Genomic DNA, 22,181 nt, shown 5'->3' with positions numbered 1-22,181 from the left:
CACTTCCTAAACTTCATACTTCAATTTATTGTAGCTGTGTTTTGCAATTTGACGATTTCGTTCAAGTGAATTTCCAAAATCATAACTTGAAAGTTCACGAATGATCAGATCCATCACTTCCCTTTTTTCATGAGCAGGAAGGACACTCATGATCAATTTTCGAGCTGCTGCTTCCACTTGTAAAAGCGATTCCTCGAGAAAGGTTCGTGCTAATAGCGTTTTGACATCACCTTCCTGTCGCCCACCCTTTATGGCACGCAAAACGGAAGATTCAGCTGCATATAACACAATGGCTATATTTGCAAGTTTCATGACAGTTTCTTGATGATTCATTAATTCCTTACCGTGTTTCTCAAACGCCAGGCCTGTACAAACTAAAAACACATTTCGCATGCTTCGAATTGCATCATTTTCAGATAAAGAATGGTTTTCCTTCGAAGATAACTCTCTTTTCGCTTTTTCAACTAGTTCTTCTAGAGGAACATCACCTTTTATCGCTTTTTTTAGTAAATTACCTGGGATTAATAAGCGATTCACCTCATTCGTTCCTTCAAATATGCGATTAATTCTTGAATCACGGTACATTTGCTCAATCGGATATTCTTGAATAAAACCTGCGCCACCATGCAACTGAAGTGACTCATCAACAACTTGATCCAATGTTTCAGAACCAAACACTTTACAAATCGCACATTCAACTGCATATTCCATCATTTGTTTCCCCACAATTCGATGGTCTTCTTCGTCGTACAGATCTTTCATTGCCTCTTCAAGAAGAGATGCTGTGCGATATTGGAGCGATTCTGAAGCGTAGATTCGAGCCATCATGACAGCAACCTTTTCTTGAGTAGCCGTAAAACTTGCAATGGTTTGGCCGAATTGTTTGCGTTCATTTGTGTGTTGTAACGCTAAGTTTAGCGCGTGCTTTGCTCCTCCAGTACAAGCTGAGCCCAGGTTGAATCGTCCCAGATTCAGAACATTAAGTGCAATAACGTGTCCTTTTCCTACCTCACCTAAAAGATGATCAATTGGAACCTGACAATCTTCTAAAATGACCGAACGTGTGGAAGATCCTTTGATTCCCATCTTTTTTTCTTCAGGTCCTAGAGATAGACCTGGAAAGTCCTTTTCTACAATAAACGCAGAAAAATGCTTTCCATCAATTTTGGCATAAACGATGAACGTATCAGAAAATACCGCATTCGTAATATACAACTTCGTTCCGTTTAAAATATAATGAGTGCCTTCGCTATTTAATACAGCCGTTGTTTGAGATGCTAGCGCATCAGATCCTGCATTGGGCTCCGTTAAACAATAAGCACCCAAATATTCACCCGAAGCAAGTTTAGGTAGGTATTTTTCCTTTTGTTCATGTGTTCCAAAGTGTGTGATTGGTAGAGTTGCGATACACGTATGATTGGATTGGGCAACCCCGTATCCACTCGTCCTTCCAACAACTTCTCCTACTAGCCCTTTTGATATCTTATCTAGCCCAAGACCACCGTACTTTTCTGGAATACTATGTCCAAGAAGACCAAGATCTCCTGCTTTTTTTAATAACGTGACAACCTGATCAAAATCTTGATTTTCAATTGTTTCTCTATGAGCTTCAACTTCCTTCGTAATAAACTGCTGAGCTGTTTTTGCGATCATTTTGTGCTCATCCGTAAAATCTTCTGGTGTAAAAATATCTTCAGCACCAGAATGACTGTACAAGAACTCAGCTCCTGATTGACTAGATCTGGTTTGTGTCATGATGAACCTCCTCTCGAACGACTGTTTTTTGACCTTTCACGAAAGGCACGATAGAAAAAATACCTTTTGAAGCCACAAAATTCACTTCTTCTTCAAACCCATACTGTTTAATCATTTGACCAACCCGGGATGATAGCAAAACTTCCTCTCCACTATTGACACTACCTGAGTAAAAAGAAAGGGCTGCACGTGATGAATCTGTTAACTCCCAGTTAGATTCAGAAGAAAGAATTTGATCGATAAGGTAGCCAGCCCCATAGAAATCCTCCAACGCAAACTCACCAGAGGAGCCTGAACAAATAATTACGACCGTTTCGTTAAGATGATGGTTGTTGAGCTTTTTTGCAACTGCTTGACCATTCAGTAATGAAGCGACATAGACTCGTTTTGCTTCACTCGCTCGCTTAATCGCTACGGTTCCATTCGTTGTTGAAAGAATAAGGGTTTTTCCTTTAACAGCATTCTTCATTTGCAATGGATTGGGATCCAGAAACCCTTCGATTGTTCGACCTTCGTATTCACCTGAGAGCAAATAACTTTGTTCAGGTAAATTCGCAGCTATTTGCATTGCCTCATGTTGATCGAGCACAGGAATAACCTGCTCTGCTCCAAATTCTAGAGCGGCCGTAATCGTTGAAGTTGCTAGAAGAACATCAAGGACTACTGCAATTTTTTCTTCACTTATTTTTGCCTGATCAATATCTTCTTTTTTCAAAACCACATGTATTTTTCCCATATGAACTCCTAACGCTTTACTCCGGCATTATCACGCGCATGGGCAATTAAACTAGCGACAAACTGATTAAGATGACGAAAGCGCTCGTCTTGTGTTTGGCCCATTTTCCATCGGTAATAGATTTGCTGGCAAATGACAGCGAGTTTAAAATAGGCAAAAGTTAAGTAGAAATTCATTTGAGACACGTCGCGTCCCGATTTCTTTGCATAAGACTGGATAAATTCATCCCTCGACATAAAACCTGGCATGACAGTTACAGGTGCTTTCCCCATGCCAGCTTTTAAAATCTCTGGGTCATCTTGTTGTAGCCAGTAGCCCATCGCTGCCCCTAAATCTGCAAGCGGATCTCCTACCGTCGTCATTTCCCAATCGAATAATCCAACGATTTCACTGTAATCATGAGAGAACATCGCATTGTTTAATTTGTAATCATAATGAATAACGGTAGGACTTTGAGATTGAGGTATATTTGACGCCATCCAGTTTGTAAGTTCATCAATACCTGGAAGGTCGTCTGTTTTTGATCGATTGTATCGCTTAATCCAGCCGTGTACTTGCCTCTCCATAAACCCATCTGGATGAGTAACATCCGCTAAGTTCGTCTTTTTGTAATCAATGCTGTGCAGGTCAACTAACGTATCTACCATCGTTTCGGAAATGCTTCGACACAGATCCTCAGTCGGTTGAACGCCTTCAGGAAAGGATGTATCCAGAACAATGCCTCTTCTTCTCTCCATAAGAAAGAAGGGAGCGTCAAGCAAAGTCTCATCGTAAAGATACGGTTTTGGTGCTAGTGGAAAAATAGGGTTTAATTCTTTTAATATTGTAAACTCTCGTTGCATATCATGAGCTTTCGGTGCCACTGGTCCAAGTGGTGGCCTACGTAGCACCGCTTCCCAATCGCCAATTGACAGCTGATAAGTTAAATTGGAGTGCCCAGTGCCGAATTGTTCAACGCGTAATGGATCATCACTCAAATCATCAATGTTTTTCTTGATAAATTCCTCAAGCTTGTGTGTATCTAGCTCCTCTCCGTCTCGGACAGGGATCGTATCGTGTGAATAAGTCATATGCCACACTCCTGATTACATAATATTCAGTCATCAATACTTAAAAATAAGTTAGAGGGGCTGATAAGTTTCCTCCAGTTTTAAGCGTAAATCATCAGGGATCACTTCACTCACCTGTTTCTTGAAATCAAAGTAAACGACTGTTGCCTCTCCCTCAGCTACGACCGCATTACTTTCCGTATCTTTTATATGATGCATAAGGGTGAAACTTTTCGTCCCAATACGCTTCACGGTTGTTTCAACCAGTAGAGACTGATTAAAATAGGCCTGTTTCAAAAAGTCACATTTCGTAGAAACGAGAATGAACGGCCAATCGTCTGTGCCTGTCCGCTTACCAAGATAATCGAAAAACTGAACACGAGCTTCTTCCAAATATATAAAATAACTTGTATTGTTAACATGGCCGAGCGCATCCGTCTCACAAAATCGTACTCTTACACTTGTATGCACACTCATAAGCTTCCTCTTTTCTATTACCTGTGAGTAAAGGCAGGCTTTCTTTTCTCAATAAAGGCTTGTACGCCTTCTTTAATATCTTCTGTTTGAAAAACTTCTTCAAACAATTCTGCTTCAAGTTCAACTGCAGATTCGATTGGAAGGTGTGCACCACTGTTCACTGCTTTTTTGATTCGTGATAAAGCCTGTAGCGATTGACCAGTTATTTTTGATGCCAATCCTTGAGCATATGTCATGCCCTGTCCGGATGGTACTACGTGATTGACAAGACCGTACTGATCCGCCTCTTCAGCTGAAATCGGTTCACCTGTGAACATCATTTCCTTTGCTTTCGCTTCCCCAATAAGTCTAGGAAGACGCTGCGTTCCTCCACCGCCCGGGAATAGGCCTAACTTTATTTCAGGAAGTCCAAGCTGAGCGTGTTCTTCAGCAATTCGCATATCACACGTCATTGCAAGTTCACAACCGCCACCAAAAGTTAATCCATTAAGCACTGCAATTGTCGGTTTTGGAAAATCATCTAAATAATTTAATACCTGATGAGTTTCCATTACAATATTCTTAAAGCCGGTCTGTCCAATCCAATCTGGAAACTCTTTAATATCTGCCCCGGCCATGAATGCTTTGTTTCCAGCACCTGTTAAGATCACAGCAACAGCATCTTGATTGGCCTCTAACTCCGTAAACACCTCAAAAAGTTCTGTTGATACTTGCTTACTCATCACATTTAAAGGGGGGTTATTTATGGTTACGATAGCCGTCTTTTCATGAATTTCATACGTTACCATTTTCATTAATTTTTCACTCCTTCTTTTGTATAGTCATACCAGCCTTTTCCTGTTTTTCTTCCCAATGTTCCAGCTTTTACTTTATCCTCAATGGCTTTCGAGGGCTTGTCTTCTGGATTTCCCGTTTCGTTATAACGTTGCTGCATCACATAATACCCAACATCAATTCCTGATAAATCCATCAATTCAAAAGGACCAATGGGGTGATTAAGGGCTTTTCTACAAATCAAGTCGATATCTTGGAAGTCTGCTATTCCTTCTTCATACAAATACATCGCTTCTCTTTGCAATGCACCTAGAATCCTGTTGGCAACGAATCCTGAAATTTCTTTTTTTAACAATACGCCAGTTCGATTAATACGCTCGCAAACCGCCATCGTAAGCTGAGCCGTTTCTTCTGAAGTCGCTTCACTCATGACAACTTCTACACAGTCCATCACAAGTGGCGGAAAGAAGAAATGCATGTTAACGACTTTTTCTTTACGGTTAGTTGCGGATGCGATTAGTGAATTCACAATCGTAGAACTATTTGTTGCCAGTATAGTATTTGGATCAGCCAATTGATCAAGCTTTTCAAATACCTCTCGTTTCACATCTAGCTTCTCCACGATCGCTTCAATAATAAAGTCAGCTCTTACAGCTGCTTCTTCAAGATTTGTTGAAAATTGTAGTCTTTCAAATGCTTCTGTTTTTTGATCTTCTGTAATTTTTCCTTTTTTTACCCACTTTGACATAATCGCTTCAAGCTTCTCACCTGCATCTTTTAATGCAGATTCATTAATATCTTGAATCATTGTTTCATAACCACCAAGCGCACAAAGCATTCCAATTTGATGCCCCATAGAGCCAGCTCCGAGTACTGTTATCGTTTTAATTTCTTCTACTTTCATTCTATTTCCTCCTCAAAGTAACTAACCGGTTAGGATGTAAAATTCGCAAGCGCTTTCATATGTTTGGGAAAAGGAAAGCTTATCTGCTTTCCTCAATCCCATTTAAAACCATATCAACAAAAATACTTGCTACTTCTTTATCTGACACTGGACCGTTCGGCTTGTACCACTGATAGGTCCAATTTGTAATACCTAGAATGGCAAACGTTACAATATCAATATTGAGATCTTTTCTAAATTCTCCATTTTCAACACCTTGTTTCAAAAGGTCCTGAAAGTAATAGCGGATTTGATCTCGTTTTGGAAGGATTTCAGCGAGGTTTTCTTCCTTTAAATTTTTCATTTCTCGAAAGAAAACTCTGGCACTATGCCCTTCTAATTCAACGTTATGGATGAGCATATAAACCATATCATAGAGTTTTTCTTTACAATTCTTAGACATGTCTTCTAAAATATCTTTTTGTTGCTTAATCATGCCATCAATATAAGAAGAATGAATGTCCATTAACAAAGCTTCTTTACTCTTAAAATAATAGTAGAACGTTCCTTTAGTTACACCGATTGCGTCAACAATATCTTGAATCGATGTTTCGCTAAATCCATTCTTTTCAAACAACTCAATGCTTTTAACTGTTAGTTTGTGTTTCATGCTAGTACCCTCTCAATCTATCAATCTTCATTGATTAAGATTATATCATAAGGAGGTTACTGGAAAGCATCCAACCTATACCTGCCGTGCTTCATCACGAATAGAACGTCTTAAAATCTTTCCTACACTCGTTTTTGGAAGCTCGTCACGAAACTCTACGATTTTAGGAACTTTGTAAGGGGCCATTTCATCCTGACAGTAAGAAATAACCTCTTCCTCAGTTAATGTCGCTCCCGGTTTCTTCACGATCACTGCCTTTACCGTCTCACCCCGATACGGATCAGGAACACCGACAATCACTGCCTCCATAATGCCTGGGTGTTCATAAAGAACTTCTTCAATATCACGAGGATAAATGTTATAGCCGCTAGCTATAATCAAATCTTTCTTTCGATCAATGATGGAGACATAGCCATCTGCATCCATTTTTGCAATATCTCCAGTATATAACCAGCCATCACGCAATGTAGTTGCCGTTTCTTCTGGCATATTCCAATATCCCTTCATCACCTGCGGTCCTTTAATCACAAGTTCACCTGATTCACCAATAGGTACCTCTGTACTTCCTTCACCTAAATCAACGATCTTGTATTCTGTTGAAGGAAAGCCAATTCCGACACTACCAGGCTTACGTTCCCCAAAAGGAGGATTAACATGAGTGGTTGGAGAGGCTTCACTTAGGCCGTAACCTTCAAGAATTTTCGCTCCCGTTTTTCGTTCGAATTCTTTCATTAATCCAACTGGCATCGGTGCGCTTCCGCTATTACACGTACGGATGCTTCCCAAGTTATATTTTTCAGCATCAGGGTGATTCGTTAATGCAACATACATCGTTGGAACGCCTGGAAACATGGTTGGTTTCTCTGTTTCAATTGTTTTTAAAACTTCATTAACATCGAATTTCGGCAAAATAATGCTCTCAGCTCCAATTCGAATCGATAAATTCATGCACGATGTCATTCCAAAAACGTGAAACAAAGGAATAACGGTTAAACACTTCTCTTCACCAAATGTAAATTCGTCTTTAAAGAATTCTAGACATTGTTCTACATTCGCCATCAAATTACGATGGGTTAGCATCGCTCCTTTCGATCTGCCAGTCGTTCCACCTGTGTACTGAAGAACAGCAATCTCTTCTTTAGGATCAATCGAAACTTCTTTTAGCGGTTCCCTCGTACTTTGAATAAACTGATCGAAAGTAAAATCCGGTTCAAAGTTTGCTTCCGTAGGCTGAAGAGAAACAACAATCACGTTCTTTATATTCGTTTCGCTCTGAATCGTTTTCAACCTTGGATATAGTGCGTCATAAATGACAATTGTTTCTGCTCCAGAATCGGCTAGTATGTACTGAAGTTCACGTTCTACAAGCATAGGATTGATTTGGGTAATCGTACCTCCTGCTTTTAACACGCCATAATAACTAATTGCAAACTGAGGACAGTTCGGTAACATAAGAGCCACTCGATCTTTTGGATTCACTTCCCCAGTATGCTGAAGAGCTGAGCCAAAAAGGGATGAAAGGTGTCCAAGTTCCCGATAAGTTATTTTTTTATGATAAAAAGAGAGCGCGACCTGATCTGGAAAGTCTTTTACTGTTTTCATTAACATGTCTTGTAAAGATACGTTCGGGATATCAATCGTACTGGAAATGGAATCGGGGTAATGTTTTATCCAACTTTTTTGCTCGTTCATCCTTACACCTCCGAGTAATTAAAACGTTAATCCGCCTCCGTCAACAAGAAGACTTGTTCCTGTAACATAAGAAGCTTCATCCGAGACTAGGAACAGCACGGCGTTTGCAATTTCCTCTGGTTGTCCGATTCGTTTAAGCGCATTGGCTTTTGATATAATTGGCCATTTACGTTCATCTTCCCTCCAGGGTGTTACGATGTTCGTATCAATTACGCCAGGGCACACAGCATTCACTCGAATATTCCTACTTCCGTATTCAAGGGCAGCATTTTTGGTTAACGTAATCACTCCACCTTTAGAAGCGTTATAAGGGGCCATGTATTTTTTCCCCTTGAATCCTAAAAGGCTTGAAGTGTTAACGATTGCGCCACCATTATTCTTCTCCATTAATGGAATACTGAATTTCATTCCAAGAAAAACGCCCTTCAAATTAATCGATACAACACGGTCCCATTCATCCACCGACATATCAGCTAATTTCACTTCCTCATTACTAACTCCTGCGTTATTAAAAAGAATGTCGAGGCCACCATAGTGCTGTTCACATTCTTCTACAAGCGCTTTCATTTCTCCTTCATTTGCCGTGTCCGTTTTTACAAATATGGCATCTCCCCCCATTTTCCGGACTTGTTCGACAGTTTCTTCTCCAGATTCCGCATGAATATCAGAGACGACTACCTTTGCCCCTTCATCGGCAAAGCGAATTGCGGTTGCTCGACCGATTCCTCCACCGCCTCCAGTTACAATTGCAATTTTATTCTGCAGCCTCATTTCATCCCTCCTTATTCTCGCTCTAAAACGGTTGCTATTCCTTGCCCTCCACCAATACAAGCAGTGATCAGCGCATATCTTCCTTCACGACGATCAAGCTCATAAATCGCTTTTGTTGCTAATATAGCTCCTGTTGCGCCTAATGGATGACCATGAGCAATCGCGCCACCGTTCACATTGACCACATTTTCATTCATTTTCAATTCCCGATCGCAAGCAATTACCTGGGCGGCAAAAGCTTCATTAATCTCAATCAAATCCATTTCATCAAGAGATAATCCACTTTGTTTCATCAATTTTTGGGTAGCTGGAACTGGACCGATTCCCATTATATTCGGATCAACACCGCTAACCGCATATCCTCTCACTATCGCAAGTGGTTTTAATCCAAGACTTTCAGCTTTTTCGCGAGACATTACAATTAAAGCGGATGCCGCATCATTTAAGCCAGAGCTAGACCCCGCTGTAACGCTTCCTCCTTTCTTAAATACGGGAGGTAATGAAGCAAGACGTTCAATCGTTGTTTCAGGTCTTGGATGTTCATCCTTTGTTACTTTAATTGGTTCCCCTTTTCGAACAGGTACATGAACAGGTGCAATTTGTGAGTCAAAATAACCTTCAGCCATCGCTTTGCCCATACGCTCCTGACTCCTTTGTGCAAAGGCATCCTGTTCTTCTCGCGTAATAGCATACTTTTCTGCTAAGTTCTCTGCGGTAATCCCCATTGGAGGATCGCCAATTTCATCAGGGGAAAGACGTGACTTCATGAATCGGGGTGGCATCGTACTGTATGGTTTAGAAGGCTTCTCCATCAAATATGGCGCCTGGCTCATGCTTTCTGCTCCACCTACGACATAAACATCCCCATCACCTGATTTAATGGCTTGTGCAGCAAGATTTATCGCATTCAATCCTGATCCACACTGACGGTCAATTGTTAGTCCTGGAACTGTAAGGGGAAGGCCCGCCTGCAATGCTGTCAGCCTTGCAATATTCCCTCCTCCGCCAATAACGTTTCCAAAAATCACGTCATCGATTGATTCAACATCTAATTTAATACGAGCAATAGCTTCTTTAAGGGCAATTGCGCCTAGCTCATGTGCTGGAATAGTTGCAAATGCACCGCCTTGTCTGCCTATTGGTGTGCGTACACTTGAAACAATTACTGGATCACGATTCATATCATTATTCTCCTCCTTCATTACATTGCATGCTGTCCACCATCGACAATTAAAATATCACCAGTCACGTAATTTGAAGCATTTGATGCCAAAAACAGTGCTGCCCCTTTGAGATCGTCGTCTGTTCCAAAGCGATTCAGTGGCGTTGTTTCAAGCATCCTCTCACCACCCGCTTCAATTAACCCTTTAGACATTTTTGTAGGGAAAAAGCCAGGTGCAATCGCATTAACATTAATATTGTAGTTCCCCCACTTTACAGCAAGGTCTTTCGTAAAGGTAATCACTGCACCTTTACTCGTGTTATAACCGATTGCATCCATATAGCGTGGGTCAGCACCGCCAAGACCTGCAACAGAAGCAATGTTAATGATCTTTCCACTTTTTTGTTTAATCATTTCTTTCCCAACTGCCTGTGCAAACAGGAACGTACCAGTAACGTTAACCTCCATAACTTTGTGCCAGGCTTGAAGTGGCATTTCCACTACAGGTGCCCCCCATGAAGCGCCGCTGTTGTTAACGAGAATATCGATACGACCAAATTCTTTCATTGTTTCATCAACGACAGCCTGAACCTGTTCTTGGTTTGTTACATCACATTCAAACGCTAATGATTTTACTCCAGCTGCTTTTAGCTCCTCACTAACAGCTTCACAAGCTTCTCGTTTTCTTGAGCAAATCACGACGTTTGCACCCGCCTCAGCAAATCCTTCAGCAATTTGCTTACCGAGTCCTCTTCCTCCCCCTGTTACAATGGCTGTCTTTCCAGTTAAGTCAAATAACTGCATCACGTTCATATCTTATCCCCCTTGTTTTAACGATATTTCTTCAATTCCTGTCTTGCTACTGCATTGCGATGTACCTCGTCAGGACCGTCAGCTAGTCGAAGCGTTCTCGCGTTAGCCCAGTGAGCCGCTAACGTATAATCATCACTTACCCCAGCGCCTCCAAATGCTTGAATGGCTCGGTCAATCACGCGAAGAGCCATATTCGGTGCAACTACTTTAATCATGGCAATTTCTGCTTTGGCTTCTTTATTGCCAACCGTATCCATCATATAAGCTGCTTTTAGTGTAAGCAGTCTAGCCTGTTCAATCTCAATACGAGAATCGGCAATCCACTCGCGAACGACGCCTTGCTCAGAGATTTTCTTTCCAAAAGCTTCGCGACTTTGTACACGCTTACATAAGTCTTCAAGCGCACGTTCTGCCGTTCCGATTAACCTCATGCAGTGATGAATTCGTCCAGGACCAAGCCTCCCTTGAGCAATTGCAAAGCCTTTTCCTTCTTCCCAAAGCATATTTGAAGCTGGCACCCTGACATCTTTGTACTCGATTTCCGCATGTCCATGTGGAGCGTGATCATAACCAAAAACAGGAAGTACACGCTTTATTGTGACGCCTTTCGTATCAAGTGGAACGAGAATCATGGACTGCTGTTCGTGTTTTGCTGCATTCGGATCATTCTTTCCCATGACAATGGCGATTTTACATCTTGGATCTCCTGCACCAGAAGACCACCATTTCGTTCCATTGATGACGTATTCATCCCCATCACGTTCAATGCGAGCTTGAATGTTTGTAGCATCAGAAGAAGCAACATCCGGTTCTGTCATTGAGAAACAGGAGCGGATTTCTCCAGACAGGAGGGGTTCTAACCACTGTTTCTTTTGTTCGTCTGTCCCGTATCGTACTAATACTTCCATATTTCCAGTATCAGGGGCGGCACAGTTAAATACTTCAGGTCCAATCATGGATCGTCCCATTACTTCACATAGAGGAGCATATTCAGCATTTGTTAATCCAGCGCCATATTCACTTTCGGGAAGAAAAAGATTCCATAACCCCGCCTCTTTCGCTTTCTTTTTCAATTCTTCCATGATCGGAGGAATACTTGACCACCTACTGTCCTGTTCTGAAAGCTGTTCTTCATACACTTTTTCATTTGGGTATACATATTCATCCATAAATTCTGTTAATTTTTCAAGATACGATTGGCAACGCTCGGAATAATCGAAATTCATTTATTGTTCGCTCCTTTAAACCGATATCTAACTAACCGGTTGGTATGTTCTTACAAACAGTATAAATTTATTATTCTCAATATTCAATACATTTTAATAAAAATTAAAATCCAGTTGGCCAATTTGCTAGCTTTCTTTCACTGATTGAGCCTTTTTTATAACAAGCCAGCTCTAGCGTTTTAGCAAGAAACTGCCTCGTTTCTCCTGGCTCAATCACATCATCAATTAAATGTTTTGCCGCTGCTTTATATGGTGAACTATCAAAACTCCATTTTTCTAAAAGCTTCTCTCGATCCTCTTTTGGATTTTCAGATCGCATCAAGTCTCTTCCATAGACGACATTGATCCCTACTTCTGGCCCTGTAAAATTGATTTCAGCAGATGGCCAGGCAACGACAAAGTCTGCACCCATCGTTGGGCCACACATATTCCCATAAGCAGCTCCTACACTTTTTCTTATCACCACCGAAACCTTTGGAACCGTCGATTGCGCAAGAGCCTGATTCCACATCATAATTTTAGTAGGAATCTTCCCTTTTTCTGCTTCAGAACTTACTCGAAAACCAGGAATATCGTGAAGAAAGATTAAGGGAATATGGAATGAATCGCACATACAAATAAAATCTGTCGCCTTTTCGCATTCTTGAACACCTGCGGCACCAGCATATTTCATCGGTTGATTTGCAATTACCCCGACAGTTCTCCCTTCTATTCTTGTTAAAACGGTTAAAAGTGCAGGTCCGAATTCTGGCTTCAACTCAAAAAAGTTCCCATTGTCGACTAATGATTCGATCACTCTTTTCATATTGTAGGCACGATTTCGTTTTTCAGGAACAATAGATAGCAACTGATCAACCCTACTTTCTATTGAATCACTGTTAAGAGAAAGTGGAGGTTCTTCTTCGCTATGGGATGGGAGGTAGCTTAAAAACATCTTTAACTGTGCAATACATTCTTCTTCGGTTTCAGCCGATTGATCGATCTGTCCAGTAAAGTGATGATGTACATCAACGCCGCCTAGTTGTTCTTCTGCTATTTTTTCGCCTGTAGCAATCTCAAGCATTCTAGGTCCAGCTACTCCCATGCACGTTCCACTTAGTTGCGTAACAAAATCAGATGATACAGCAAGCCACGTCGGTCCCCCAAAGCTATCACCAAGAATAGCGGTTACCATCGGAACTTCACGATGATGCGTTAACATTTCTTGAGGGAAAAGCTTATCACTAATGCCATCAGAACCCATTCCATCAGGCATTCTAAGACCTCCTCCTTCACTAAGATTGACGAGGGGGAGGCCTCGTTTTAATGCATAAGCATGCGCCGCTTTTGTTTTTCGAATATGGACGGCGCCTTCTGTCCCTGCAAATACCGTTTTATCAGCAGCCTGTACAATGATCGGACGTCCATTCACTCGTCCAATACCACAGATCACTCCATCACCTGAACTTTTATCCTCATGTTCAGGTATTTCAGAAGTGTTCAACTTTCCAAGCTCCAGAAAAGAGCCTTCATCAACAAGGAGCGCAATTCGTTCACGAGCCGTCTTTTTTCCTGCTGCATGTAGCGCATCAATCTTGTGTTGACCACCCATTCGTTCCGCACGGAGTCTTCGATTCTTCAAATCTTCTACATATGATTCCATGATTTCACCCCTTGTCATTTTTTAATAATCTTCTTAATACTTTACCTGAAGATGTAGCAGGTAGACTTTCACGAATTTCTATCATTTTGGGTGCTTTATAAGCAGCCATATGATCTCTAGACCAATCCAATAATGCTTCTGGTGATACAGTAGAATGATGAGGATGTAAAACAACGACTGCTTTAATGATTTCACCTTTTTGTTGATCGGGTACTCCAATAACCGCTGTTTGCTTAATAGCTGGATGTTCATTCATTAACGCTTCAACATCCTCTGGAAACACGCTATAACCAGAGCTTTTAATCATCTCTTTCACACGACCTCGAAAATATAAATAACCTTCTTCATCAAGATAGCCGATATCTCCTGTATAGACCCAGCCATTTTTGAGAGTAGCAGCAGTCTCTTCAGGTCGATTGTAATATCCTTTGAAAACCCCTGGACTTTTAATGATGATTTCTCCCTCTCCAAGTGGACCAACTTCATCTCCGCTCTTAAGATCAATAATTTTTATTCTAGTATCATGAATTGGAATACCACAGCTTCCGTATTTAATGTTTTCGATGGGCATAAACGTATCGCATGTGTGTGTCTCACTTAGACCATAAGCTGCTTCATATAGTAGGCAGCCACTGGTTGCAGTTTTCCATTGATGGGCTAGATTTTGAGTTACTTGCACACCAAAGCTTGTTGCTAAATTTATTCGAAGCGAAGATAAATCTCGTTCCATAAGATCAGGCATTTGCAAGATTGCTCCATTCATGGGGGCAATACTATACCACATTGAAATACGATGACTCTCAATTGTTTTCACAACCGTTTCAGCATCAAAACGACTTAACAACACGGTTTCATTTCCGCTATAGACAGGTAGGTTGACGCCCATTACCATACCTGCGATATGGCACAACGGTGCAATTGCTAGTAATTTGTCCTCTTGTTTCAGTTGATTACAAGTCATTGTAGCAGCAGTTTTAAATAAAGCGTTTCCATAAGTAAGCATTGCAGCTTTAGGTCTGCCAGTTGTTCCAGATGTGAACACCATTAAACACACATCATCTAATTTAACAGTGGCAGGTTGAAATGAAACTTCTTCTGAGTCAAAGAGCGATTCTAGAGTCGTAAATCTTGATGGTTTCGTAGGAGATTTTATTTCAGATGGCACCCTAGCAACCTGATCTGGTAAGAGGAGTGACTGATACGTAGCCGTGACAATAAAGGAAAGTGCTTCCTCGTTGGATTCAAGCATCGGTAAAAGTTCTAAACCGCAGATTATTCCTTTAATTTCTGCTTCTTTAATTAAATAAGAAAGTTCAGAGGCTTTATACATAGGGTTTAAAGGAACGACAATTGCACCAAGCTTTTGAATGGCATAGTGAGCGATAAGATATTGCGGACAATTCTGCATAAAGAGAGCAATTTGATCACCTTGTTTGACACCAATTCGAACCAAGTAGTTTGCTAATTGATTTGTGTGTTGATTCCATTTTTCCCATGTTAATTGATAACCATAGTAATGAATGGCGACTTCGTTTGGTTTTCGCTCCGCCTGAATCGAAAGATATTCGTGAAGGGGCCATTCTCCATCTCGATAAGTTAATGTAGAAGGTACTGTTTCCGGCCAAAATGATTTTAATTGTTTCATTTTACCACCCTTTCATACTAACCGTTTAGTATGTTCAGCTTTATCATACAATTTTTCATTCTTCTAATTCAATAGAAATTTCATGTTTTATCATAGTGAAATTCGGAAATAACGTTTTTATTCATAGTAGAAAGGAAGAGCAACATGAATCAAAACTTATACCAACTGACACGCGAATATGAAAAATTCACTGATGATTGCGAAGGACAAAGCGTCCCAGAATTTGTAGAAAATTTCATTTATGGATCGATGAATTATAACGAAGAAAATCTTCCTAAACTGACGGAAGAAATGGGAAAGCAAGCTCGAGGGCATGATCCAGAAAATTTCAAGAAAGCCTTTGATGAAATGCTTCTTTACCTTAGAGATCGCTTTATTGCTCTCGATCCAAACAAAGAATTTTGGCCGCTACATTACCGTGAAGGGGTTAGCGCATTTGTTGCGATGATCGATGGGTTGATCGTACAGTATTTCTCTGGACTTTATTCAGTTGAAGACTTAAAGGAAAGAACACCTTTATTTGCTGCGATCATTCTGAATGGATTTGTGGGTGTGAATGAAAATGAATACGAGACGTTATCCACAGACTAAAAAAATCCTGCCCATGGGCAGGATTTTTGGATTAGTTGCTTTGAAGACGGTAAACGTTTGAATATTTCTCTTCAAGATAATGAATCAAGTATTCAGCATTCAATCCTTCTCCTGTGATATCTTTTATAATTTCAATTGGTTTCTTTAGCTTGCCGTACTGATGGATGTTTTCTGTAAGCCACTCTTTAATAGGCATTAATTGTCCTTTTTCTAAAAGTTCATCAAACTGAGGAAGATCGTTTAGCATCGCATTCTTTAGCTGAGCTGCATAAATGTATCCTAATGCGTATGAAGGGAAATATCCAAAGGAGCCACCTGACCAGTGCACGTCCTGAAGAACACCAACTGCATCGTTATCTGGCGTGACCCCTAAATACTCCTCCATTTTCTCGTTCCAGATCGTTGGCAGGTCTTTCACTTCAATCTCTCCATTAATTAACCCTTTCTCAATTTCATAACGCACCATAATATGAAGAGCATACGTCATTTCATCTGCTTCAATTCGAATCAATGATGGACCAGCAACGTTAATGGCACGGTAATAGTCCTCCAACGAAACATCATCAAACTGTCCGGTTGAATAGCTTTTCAGCTTCTCATAATTATCTTTCCAAAATGACTCATTTCGTCCCACAAAGTTTTCCCAGAAAAGAGACTGTGATTCATGAATCCCCATTGATGTGCCGGTACACAAAGGCGTTCCAATTAATTTAGGTGATAAATTTTGTTCGTAAAGAGCATGTCCACCCTCATGAATTGTACCGAACACCGCTGTACGGAAGTCCTTTTCATCATACTTTGTTGTGACACGAACATCGCCCGGGTTCAGCCCTGTGGCGAATGGATGCACCGTTTTATCGAGGCGTCCTGCCTCGAAATCATAACCCATTTTTTTCAATATATCCATACTAAAGGCTTGTTGCTTATCTTCTGGAAAATGTTCAAATAAAAAGTCCGTTTTAGGCTGATCACTCGCTTGAACAACTTGCTGCACAAGGGGGACAATATGCTTTCTGAGTTGGTTGAAGACACGATCAATCACTTTAACAGTCACACCAGGTTCATACATATCAAGGAGCGTATCATATTTATTTTCATGATAACCCCAATATTCGACAAACTTTTGATTGAACGCCACTAACTTTTCAAGATAAGGTCTAAACAACTCAAAGTCCGCCTTTTCTTTCGCTTCTTCCCAGATTGTTTCTGCTTTTGAACTTAAAATTACGTACTCAGAATATTCTTCTGCCGGAATTTTAATGTTACGCTCGTAATCTTTGCGACACTCTTCGACCGTTTTAAGCGTGATTTCACTTAAATCCCCCTGGACGTCTTCCTTTGTAAGCTGATCCAGAAATCTCTTCATTTCAGCGGAAACCGACATTTCAAAAACTTCAGAGGACATCATGCCAATAACTTCAGAACGCTGCTCAGCACCTTTTTTGGGAGCGCCCGTTCGAAGGTCCCAATACATTACACCAATGGCTTCGTTAAAGCTCATCATTTTTTTAACATATGTTAAAAATTGCTCTTCTACTTGCTTCAGTTCTGTCGCCATATTTATTTAACCCCTTTTTAAATAGTATGTTGCTTCGCAGTAAATTCGACACATTTCGTTTCATTATGTAAGGATTTGTCGGAAGTTAAAAAATTCTAAAATAATCGATTTGTGCATACTCATGTTATCCTTTTGGTAAGCAAATAGTTCAAGGAGGGATTCAGATGTCTATACAGAATCTGATACACACATTCGATCAGGTAAAAGGAAGAAAACCAGCTACCGTAGACGAATTACTAGACTTTATCCAGGTGAATTATTTACAAGGGTCACTCTCTTTAAATGAGTATCAAACCTACTTTAAAGAACTTCATGCACAAGGTGCTAAGAAACCTGAATACTTCACGCATGATGAGATGAAAGCCTTTTAATCCCTCTTGTACTATCCTACCATAAGTTACGAATCATACGTATAGGAAAAGGCATACCATGTCTTTTCCTATACGTTCTCCATTTTATTCGATCTCTTTTATTTTTTCGATATTTTTCTTATTAATGTAGAAAGTATCAAACATACCAATAGCTACTACTTCTTTATCGTCCCATAATTTCGTTCGATAAATGGAAAAGAAATATACTTCCGTTCGTGACGTATGATTTTTCACATAGGGAACAATAGCAAGGTCCACACCTAACTCAATAAGAGCATTTTGATTTTTCTTTAACTGCTCCCCCACCCAGCTACTGTATTCAGCCTGGCTAGGGTTTGTAAGGAACATCATGACAGCAATTGAAATGATGATGCCAAAAATCACTTTTTTCAAGAATACGCCCCTCCTCACAGCTCAGCTCTTCCTACTCTATGAAATAAACCTCTTTCAAATGATTCATGTATAACAATTTTTATCCATATTATTCCGTTTAAAGGAAATAAACACGTGGTAACACATGAATAGACCATTTTTTATAAAGGGGGCTTTTTTATGAGACATGATCAAATCAATACGTTAAAACCAGGTGAGCACTATAAGGCAAAGGAACTTGATAGCTTTGTATCGACAACCGATATTGTGTTGCTAGCAAGTAACGCTTCACAACTTTTTTCCGATCCAGAACGAGAATACAAAGTAATTCATGAAGTAGATGGATTTTTTGAACACTCGGCTAAGGACGGTGAGAAATATTTTCGTGACAAGCGAGCATATGTGATTGAAAAAGTTTAATAAAACGTTTTCTAGAGTAAGACAAAAGCACCTCTCCTAAAAGGAGAGGTGCTTTTGTCTCTTGTCAATTTTTCGGTGGTCTCGGTCCAAAGAACTGATAGTAATGTGTTTTAATATCGCCATTATATAGTTTGCGGTTTTTCGTCGCACGCTTACCATAAACTTCCTGAAAGCGAGGGTGAGATGTAAGAATGTAAACAGACCATGTATCAAGACGCTCACGGAACGCTTTGCCCATCTTTCGATACATATCTTCAACTTCTTCACGCTCACCGAGGCGCTCGCCGTATGGTGGATTACCAATAAGGGTTCCATACTCAAACTTTGAGCTAACATCCGTTACTTGCATTTGCTTGAATTGAATCATATCACCGAATCCAGCTTCAAGAGCATTATTCTTTGAAAGATCAACCATTTTTGGGTCAAGATCGCTACCGAAGATGTGAAGAGGCTGATCATATTTTGCAAGATCTTCCGCTTCAATCATGGCTTCTTCCCAGCGTTTCTTTCCAATCCATGCCCAGTCTTCGGATGCAAATTCTCGATTAAATCCTGGTGCGATATTTTGGCCAATCATCGCTGCTTCAATCGGAAGTGTACCGGAACCGCAAAATGGATCCATGAAAGGTTTATCGGCATTCCAATTTGTTAACATCACCATAGCAGCAGCCATTGTTTCTTTTAGTGGCGCAGCACTATGCAGGTAACGATAGCCTCTACGGTGAAGCCCTTTACCGCTTGTATCAATTGTAAGAATAGCTGTATCCTTATGAATAGCAACTTCTATCTTAAACAGTGGCCCATCCTCTTCAAACCAGGAAACATTGTATTTTTCTTTTAGACTTTCAACGATTGCTTTTTTTACAATCGCCTGGCAGTCTGGTACACTGTACAACGTTGATTTTACCGATCGTCCGCTAACAGGGAATTCAGCATTCTCAGGTAACAACTCTCCCCAAGGTAATGCCTTAGTTGCTTCAAAAAGCTCATCAAACGACGTAACTTTAAATTCGCCAACTTTTAGTTTTACACGATCGGCTGTTCTTAGCCAGTAATTAGAACGACAAATCCCAATTTCATCACTCTCATAAGTAACCTTACCATTTTCGACGCGTACATTTTCAAATCCTAGATCCTTTACTTCGCGAGCAACCAATGATTCGAGCCCCATGGTGGCCGTTGCAATTAATTCGTATTTCGCCATCTTTTCCACTCCAATCTTTTCGCTCTTCTATGTAATAGCAGTTGTCTTAGTAATCATACAAAAAATGAATATGTTAGTCCTATTTCAATTTAATGAAGCATTGCTTATCATGAATTCCTCTTATGTTTTCCATTCAAACACCATTTATAGCCTTAACGTACAAAAAAGCCCCATAAGGGCTTTTCATCAAAGATGATAACGTTCTGTAAGCCATGTTCTGTTCTATCGTACTGCAAACGGGTCTCCCCTCGTACTCAAGTGGTAATCATCTATCTCCAGACGCGTCCTCACCGCCTGGCTTTCTCTCCGTTCAATTCCTTCGAGAAAGCTCCCCTACCATAATTTGGGTTTCTCGCTCGTGGGGTTTACCTCGTTCCACTCTTAATGTTTCCATTAAGACTTCGTCACTGTGGCACTTTCAGAGTATTCGGGCCGTATCCGTTAAGAACTTAGGCCGTTTCCCCGCCGTTAGCCCAAAATTGGACTACCCTGACTTATTGTTTCATCAGGCACGAACACTACGATCATCTCAGATCGTGCGAGCATGGACTTTCCTCTATATGTTACTTATGTGTAACATACAGCGATCACCCGAACGTTATCATTATTAGGACAGCAAAAGCAATTATATCTTATAATCTGCATTGATGCAAGGTGGCTTATAAATTATGTTGGTGTTTCTATAACTATCATTATATTACGGTGAGTGAAATTTATCAAGTCTATAAAAATAAACCACCCTTCGGCGGCTTATTCGTACAGCTTACTCCCAAAAACGTGTTTTTCTAGATTAGATAATCGCTTTAAAATGTCGTAGTTCGTATTGCCTGGTTGGGTTTGTGAACGCGTCTGCTGTCTTTTTTGCTGTTCAGACATCCGATCCATTTCTCTTCGTAACCGTGTATTTTCTTGACGTAGCTGCTCAATGTCGTTCTCGAAACGCTCATAATCTTTAATTACAACATCTAAAAACTTATCAACATCGTCCTGGTCATATCCGCGAAATCCGCTTTTAAAATCTTTTTCAAGTATATCCTTAGCTGTTAATTGAGTCGGTTGTTGCTCGGCCATTTTATCACCTCTGTATGTATGCAATTATTGTCTTTATTTTATTCTTCCAAAAGAGCTCCCTCTTGTCAATCGGAATCTCCTCAACGCGCCTTATTGCTTGTAAAAATCAGGATTACTTTCACGCATATCCTGTTCCAATAAATCGAGATCAATCGGCGTGATGGTAAAAATTTCGTATGCAGCATCTGTTCTTTGTCTGTTCTTTGCTTCTTTTAAGTAATAATCTGGAGAACCTGGCGTTTCTTCGTCATATAAAACGAGCATAGCGTGACTTTTACGAACTAAAAATTCATTCTTTGCTTTAAACTGACCTGGATTTTCATAAGGACGGTTAGTAATAGACTCAACAAAGTCAGCCTCAGCCAGTATCATGTTATAAAATTCTTGCGTCGGCTCTTTCCACTTGCTTTCCTGGTCCAGAAACGGCGTCAATACAGCAAGCTTAAGATCAGGATAAAGTTCTCTTAAATCTAAAGCAACTTCCCCAGCCCACAGTTCCACTCCTGTCTGTCCGCTAATTAAAATCCATTCCACCTCTTTTTCTTCAATTATCTGCACCATTCTCCCATTTAGAGCTGCCTTAATAATTGGTAGACCAGGGTGATCATCATTAAATATTCCAAGCTCGTGTGCCTTATAACCCGTAACAAGCAAAACGTTTGCCACTTACACACCTCCTATGTAAAAACGAACTGGTAGCCCAGTTCGTTTCATTATTTCACTATTTTCTTCTCTTTTGAGCTGGACTTACTTGGCCATTCATGCCATTTGGCCCTTGCATGGCCCCTGCTACTTGAGATGGGTTTGTAGGTGCGTATCCTGCCGGCATAGCACCTGTTGGACGTGGTGGTGGATAGTTATTCATATGTGATGCTAACACTTCGTCTGACTCAGTTAAAGGATAGCTATGATTGTGCTCATACATGTGATGATGAACATTTTTTATATGAGTAGGATGAATGTGATCAACATTGTGCTTATAATAATGATTCTTTACACAACATTTTGTCGGATAGACAACAGGACTTGTTGGACATGGACCTCCTGGACCTTGCATAGCTGGACTCACTTGGCCAGGCATGCCGCCTTTCATAGCAGGGCTTACTTGATTTGGCATATTTGCATTCGGTCCCTGCATAGCAGGACTCACTTGGTTCGGCATGTTCGCATTAGGCCCCTGCATGGCTGGACTCACCTGATTTGGCATATTTCCATTTGGTCCCATTCGATGATGTCTTTGAAACATAGTGTAGGTTCCCCCTTCTTAATTTGGTGATTTCCCTACTAGCCTATGTTCAC

23 protein-coding genes and 1 other RNA gene are annotated in these 22,181 nt (G+C 40.5%); 3 read left to right on the top strand and 21 right to left on the bottom strand.

Annotated elements, in window-relative coordinates; translation table 11 throughout:
• Nucleotides 1-6 precede the first annotated feature (6 nt).
• The 14 genes from LC090_RS10090 to LC090_RS10025 form a co-directional block, all read right to left on the bottom strand.
• The gene (locus tag LC090_RS10090; protein ID WP_226657683.1) at nucleotides 7-1,755 is read right to left on the bottom strand and encodes an acyl-CoA dehydrogenase family protein; all 1,749 of its coding nucleotides are present in this window, start codon (nucleotides 1,753-1,755) and stop codon (nucleotides 7-9) included.
• Nucleotides 1,736-2,491 (bottom strand): 2-phosphosulfolactate phosphatase, encoded by a 756-nt coding sequence (locus LC090_RS10085; RefSeq protein ID WP_226657681.1) that lies wholly within the window; start codon nucleotides 2,489-2,491, stop codon nucleotides 1,736-1,738. The genes LC090_RS10090 and LC090_RS10085 overlap by 20 nt, the downstream gene beginning before the upstream one ends.
• Before the next feature lie 8 nt (nucleotides 2,492-2,499).
• Nucleotides 2,500-3,561, bottom strand: coding sequence for a phosphotransferase family protein (locus LC090_RS10080; RefSeq protein ID WP_226657679.1), 1,062 nt, complete (start codon nucleotides 3,559-3,561; stop codon nucleotides 2,500-2,502).
• A gap of 51 nt (nucleotides 3,562-3,612) precedes the next feature.
• Complete coding sequence (locus LC090_RS10075; protein ID WP_226657677.1) at nucleotides 3,613-4,017, bottom strand: acyl-CoA thioesterase; 405 nt, start codon at nucleotides 4,015-4,017, stop codon at nucleotides 3,613-3,615.
• A gap of 17 nt (nucleotides 4,018-4,034) precedes the next feature.
• On the bottom strand, nucleotides 4,035-4,811 hold the full coding sequence (locus LC090_RS10070) for an enoyl-CoA hydratase (RefSeq protein ID WP_226657676.1): 777 nt from the start codon (nucleotides 4,809-4,811) through the stop codon (nucleotides 4,035-4,037).
• On the bottom strand, nucleotides 4,811-5,695 hold the full coding sequence (locus LC090_RS10065; RefSeq protein WP_226657673.1) for a 3-hydroxyacyl-CoA dehydrogenase family protein: 885 nt from the start codon (nucleotides 5,693-5,695) through the stop codon (nucleotides 4,811-4,813). Before LC090_RS10065 ends, LC090_RS10070 begins: the two co-directional genes overlap by 1 nt.
• A 79-nt stretch (nucleotides 5,696-5,774) precedes the next feature.
• On the bottom strand, nucleotides 5,775-6,344 hold the full coding sequence (locus tag LC090_RS10060) for a TetR/AcrR family transcriptional regulator (RefSeq protein WP_226657671.1): 570 nt from the start codon (nucleotides 6,342-6,344) through the stop codon (nucleotides 5,775-5,777).
• 75 nt (nucleotides 6,345-6,419) lie between these two features.
• A complete protein-coding gene (locus tag LC090_RS10055) occupies nucleotides 6,420-8,036 on the bottom strand; it encodes a long-chain-fatty-acid--CoA ligase (RefSeq protein WP_226657669.1) in 1,617 nt (538 codons plus the stop codon).
• Nucleotides 8,037-8,054: 18 nt separating this feature from the next.
• Nucleotides 8,055-8,807, bottom strand: a complete 753-nt coding sequence (locus tag LC090_RS10050) for an SDR family NAD(P)-dependent oxidoreductase (RefSeq protein ID WP_226657667.1) — start codon at nucleotides 8,805-8,807, stop codon at nucleotides 8,055-8,057.
• An 11-nt stretch (nucleotides 8,808-8,818) separates the two neighbouring features.
• On the bottom strand, nucleotides 8,819-9,988 hold the full coding sequence (locus LC090_RS10045; protein WP_226657664.1) for a thiolase family protein: 1,170 nt from the start codon (nucleotides 9,986-9,988) through the stop codon (nucleotides 8,819-8,821).
• Between the two features lie 20 nt (nucleotides 9,989-10,008).
• Nucleotides 10,009-10,782: an SDR family oxidoreductase gene (locus tag LC090_RS10040; protein ID WP_226657662.1), complete on the bottom strand. Its 774-nt coding sequence runs from the start codon at nucleotides 10,780-10,782 to the stop codon at nucleotides 10,009-10,011.
• A 17-nt stretch (nucleotides 10,783-10,799) separates the two neighbouring features.
• A complete protein-coding gene (locus LC090_RS10035) occupies nucleotides 10,800-12,008 on the bottom strand; it encodes an acyl-CoA dehydrogenase (RefSeq protein WP_226657660.1) in 1,209 nt (402 codons plus the stop codon).
• Nucleotides 12,009-12,111: 103 nt separating this feature from the next.
• Nucleotides 12,112-13,650: an acyl-CoA carboxylase subunit beta gene (locus tag LC090_RS10030; protein ID WP_226657658.1), complete on the bottom strand. Its 1,539-nt coding sequence runs from the start codon at nucleotides 13,648-13,650 to the stop codon at nucleotides 12,112-12,114.
• 4 nt (nucleotides 13,651-13,654) lie between these two features.
• On the bottom strand, nucleotides 13,655-15,295 hold the full coding sequence (locus LC090_RS10025; RefSeq protein ID WP_226657656.1) for a class I adenylate-forming enzyme family protein: 1,641 nt from the start codon (nucleotides 15,293-15,295) through the stop codon (nucleotides 13,655-13,657).
• Between the two features lie 144 nt (nucleotides 15,296-15,439).
• Here LC090_RS10025 and LC090_RS10020 point away from each other — a divergent pair, with 144 nt between their 5' ends.
• Nucleotides 15,440-15,886, top strand: coding sequence for a hypothetical protein (locus tag LC090_RS10020; protein WP_226657654.1), 447 nt, complete (start codon nucleotides 15,440-15,442; stop codon nucleotides 15,884-15,886).
• A gap of 31 nt (nucleotides 15,887-15,917) precedes the next feature.
• Here the strand turns inward: LC090_RS10020 and LC090_RS10015 are convergent, their stop codons facing one another.
• Entirely contained in the window at nucleotides 15,918-17,444 is a 1,527-nt protein-coding gene (locus LC090_RS10015; RefSeq protein ID WP_226657652.1) for a carboxypeptidase M32, read from the bottom strand.
• A gap of 164 nt (nucleotides 17,445-17,608) precedes the next feature.
• On the opposite strand from LC090_RS10015, the gene yppF reads away from it, so the two are divergent.
• Complete coding sequence (yppF, locus tag LC090_RS10010; RefSeq protein WP_226657649.1) at nucleotides 17,609-17,815, top strand: YppF family protein; 207 nt, start codon at nucleotides 17,609-17,611, stop codon at nucleotides 17,813-17,815.
• Between the two features lie 84 nt (nucleotides 17,816-17,899).
• Here yppF and LC090_RS10005 read toward each other — a convergent pair whose 3' ends face one another.
• A complete protein-coding gene (locus tag LC090_RS10005; RefSeq protein WP_226657647.1) occupies nucleotides 17,900-18,208 on the bottom strand; it encodes a DUF4359 domain-containing protein in 309 nt (102 codons plus the stop codon).
• Nucleotides 18,209-18,367: 159 nt separating this feature from the next.
• Here LC090_RS10005 and LC090_RS10000 point away from each other — a divergent pair, with 159 nt between their 5' ends.
• Complete coding sequence (locus LC090_RS10000; RefSeq protein ID WP_226657644.1) at nucleotides 18,368-18,607, top strand: hypothetical protein; 240 nt, start codon at nucleotides 18,368-18,370, stop codon at nucleotides 18,605-18,607.
• Nucleotides 18,608-18,671: 64 nt separating this feature from the next.
• On the opposite strand, the gene LC090_RS09995 is transcribed toward LC090_RS10000, so the two are convergent.
• The 5 genes from LC090_RS09995 to LC090_RS09975 all read right to left on the bottom strand — a co-directional run bounded on the left by LC090_RS09995 (nucleotide 18,672) and on the right by LC090_RS09975 (nucleotide 22,128).
• Nucleotides 18,672-19,811, bottom strand: coding sequence for a THUMP domain-containing class I SAM-dependent RNA methyltransferase (locus tag LC090_RS09995; RefSeq protein ID WP_226657642.1), 1,140 nt, complete (start codon nucleotides 19,809-19,811; stop codon nucleotides 18,672-18,674).
• 201 nt (nucleotides 19,812-20,012) lie between these two features.
• Nucleotides 20,013-20,410: RNase P RNA component class B (gene rnpB / locus LC090_RS09990), an RNA gene on the bottom strand.
• 151 nt (nucleotides 20,411-20,561) lie between these two features.
• Nucleotides 20,562-20,882, bottom strand: coding sequence for a cell division regulator GpsB (gpsB, locus tag LC090_RS09985; RefSeq protein WP_048309322.1), 321 nt, complete (start codon nucleotides 20,880-20,882; stop codon nucleotides 20,562-20,564).
• Between the two features lie 90 nt (nucleotides 20,883-20,972).
• The gene (locus LC090_RS09980; RefSeq protein ID WP_226657639.1) at nucleotides 20,973-21,548 is read right to left on the bottom strand and encodes an SLOG family protein; all 576 of its coding nucleotides are present in this window, start codon (nucleotides 21,546-21,548) and stop codon (nucleotides 20,973-20,975) included.
• Nucleotides 21,549-21,603: 55 nt separating this feature from the next.
• Nucleotides 21,604-22,128, bottom strand: coding sequence for a CotD family spore coat protein (locus tag LC090_RS09975; RefSeq protein WP_226657637.1), 525 nt, complete (start codon nucleotides 22,126-22,128; stop codon nucleotides 21,604-21,606).
• Nucleotides 22,129-22,181 lie beyond the last annotated feature (53 nt).

The organism is Guptibacillus hwajinpoensis (assembly GCF_020524165.1).
Taxonomy (GTDB): Bacteria; Bacillota; Bacilli; order Bacillales; family Guptibacillaceae; genus Guptibacillus; species Guptibacillus hwajinpoensis_D.
The sequence above is the reverse complement of the archived record's forward strand: the minus strand, read 5'-3'. Positions and strand labels throughout refer to the sequence as shown.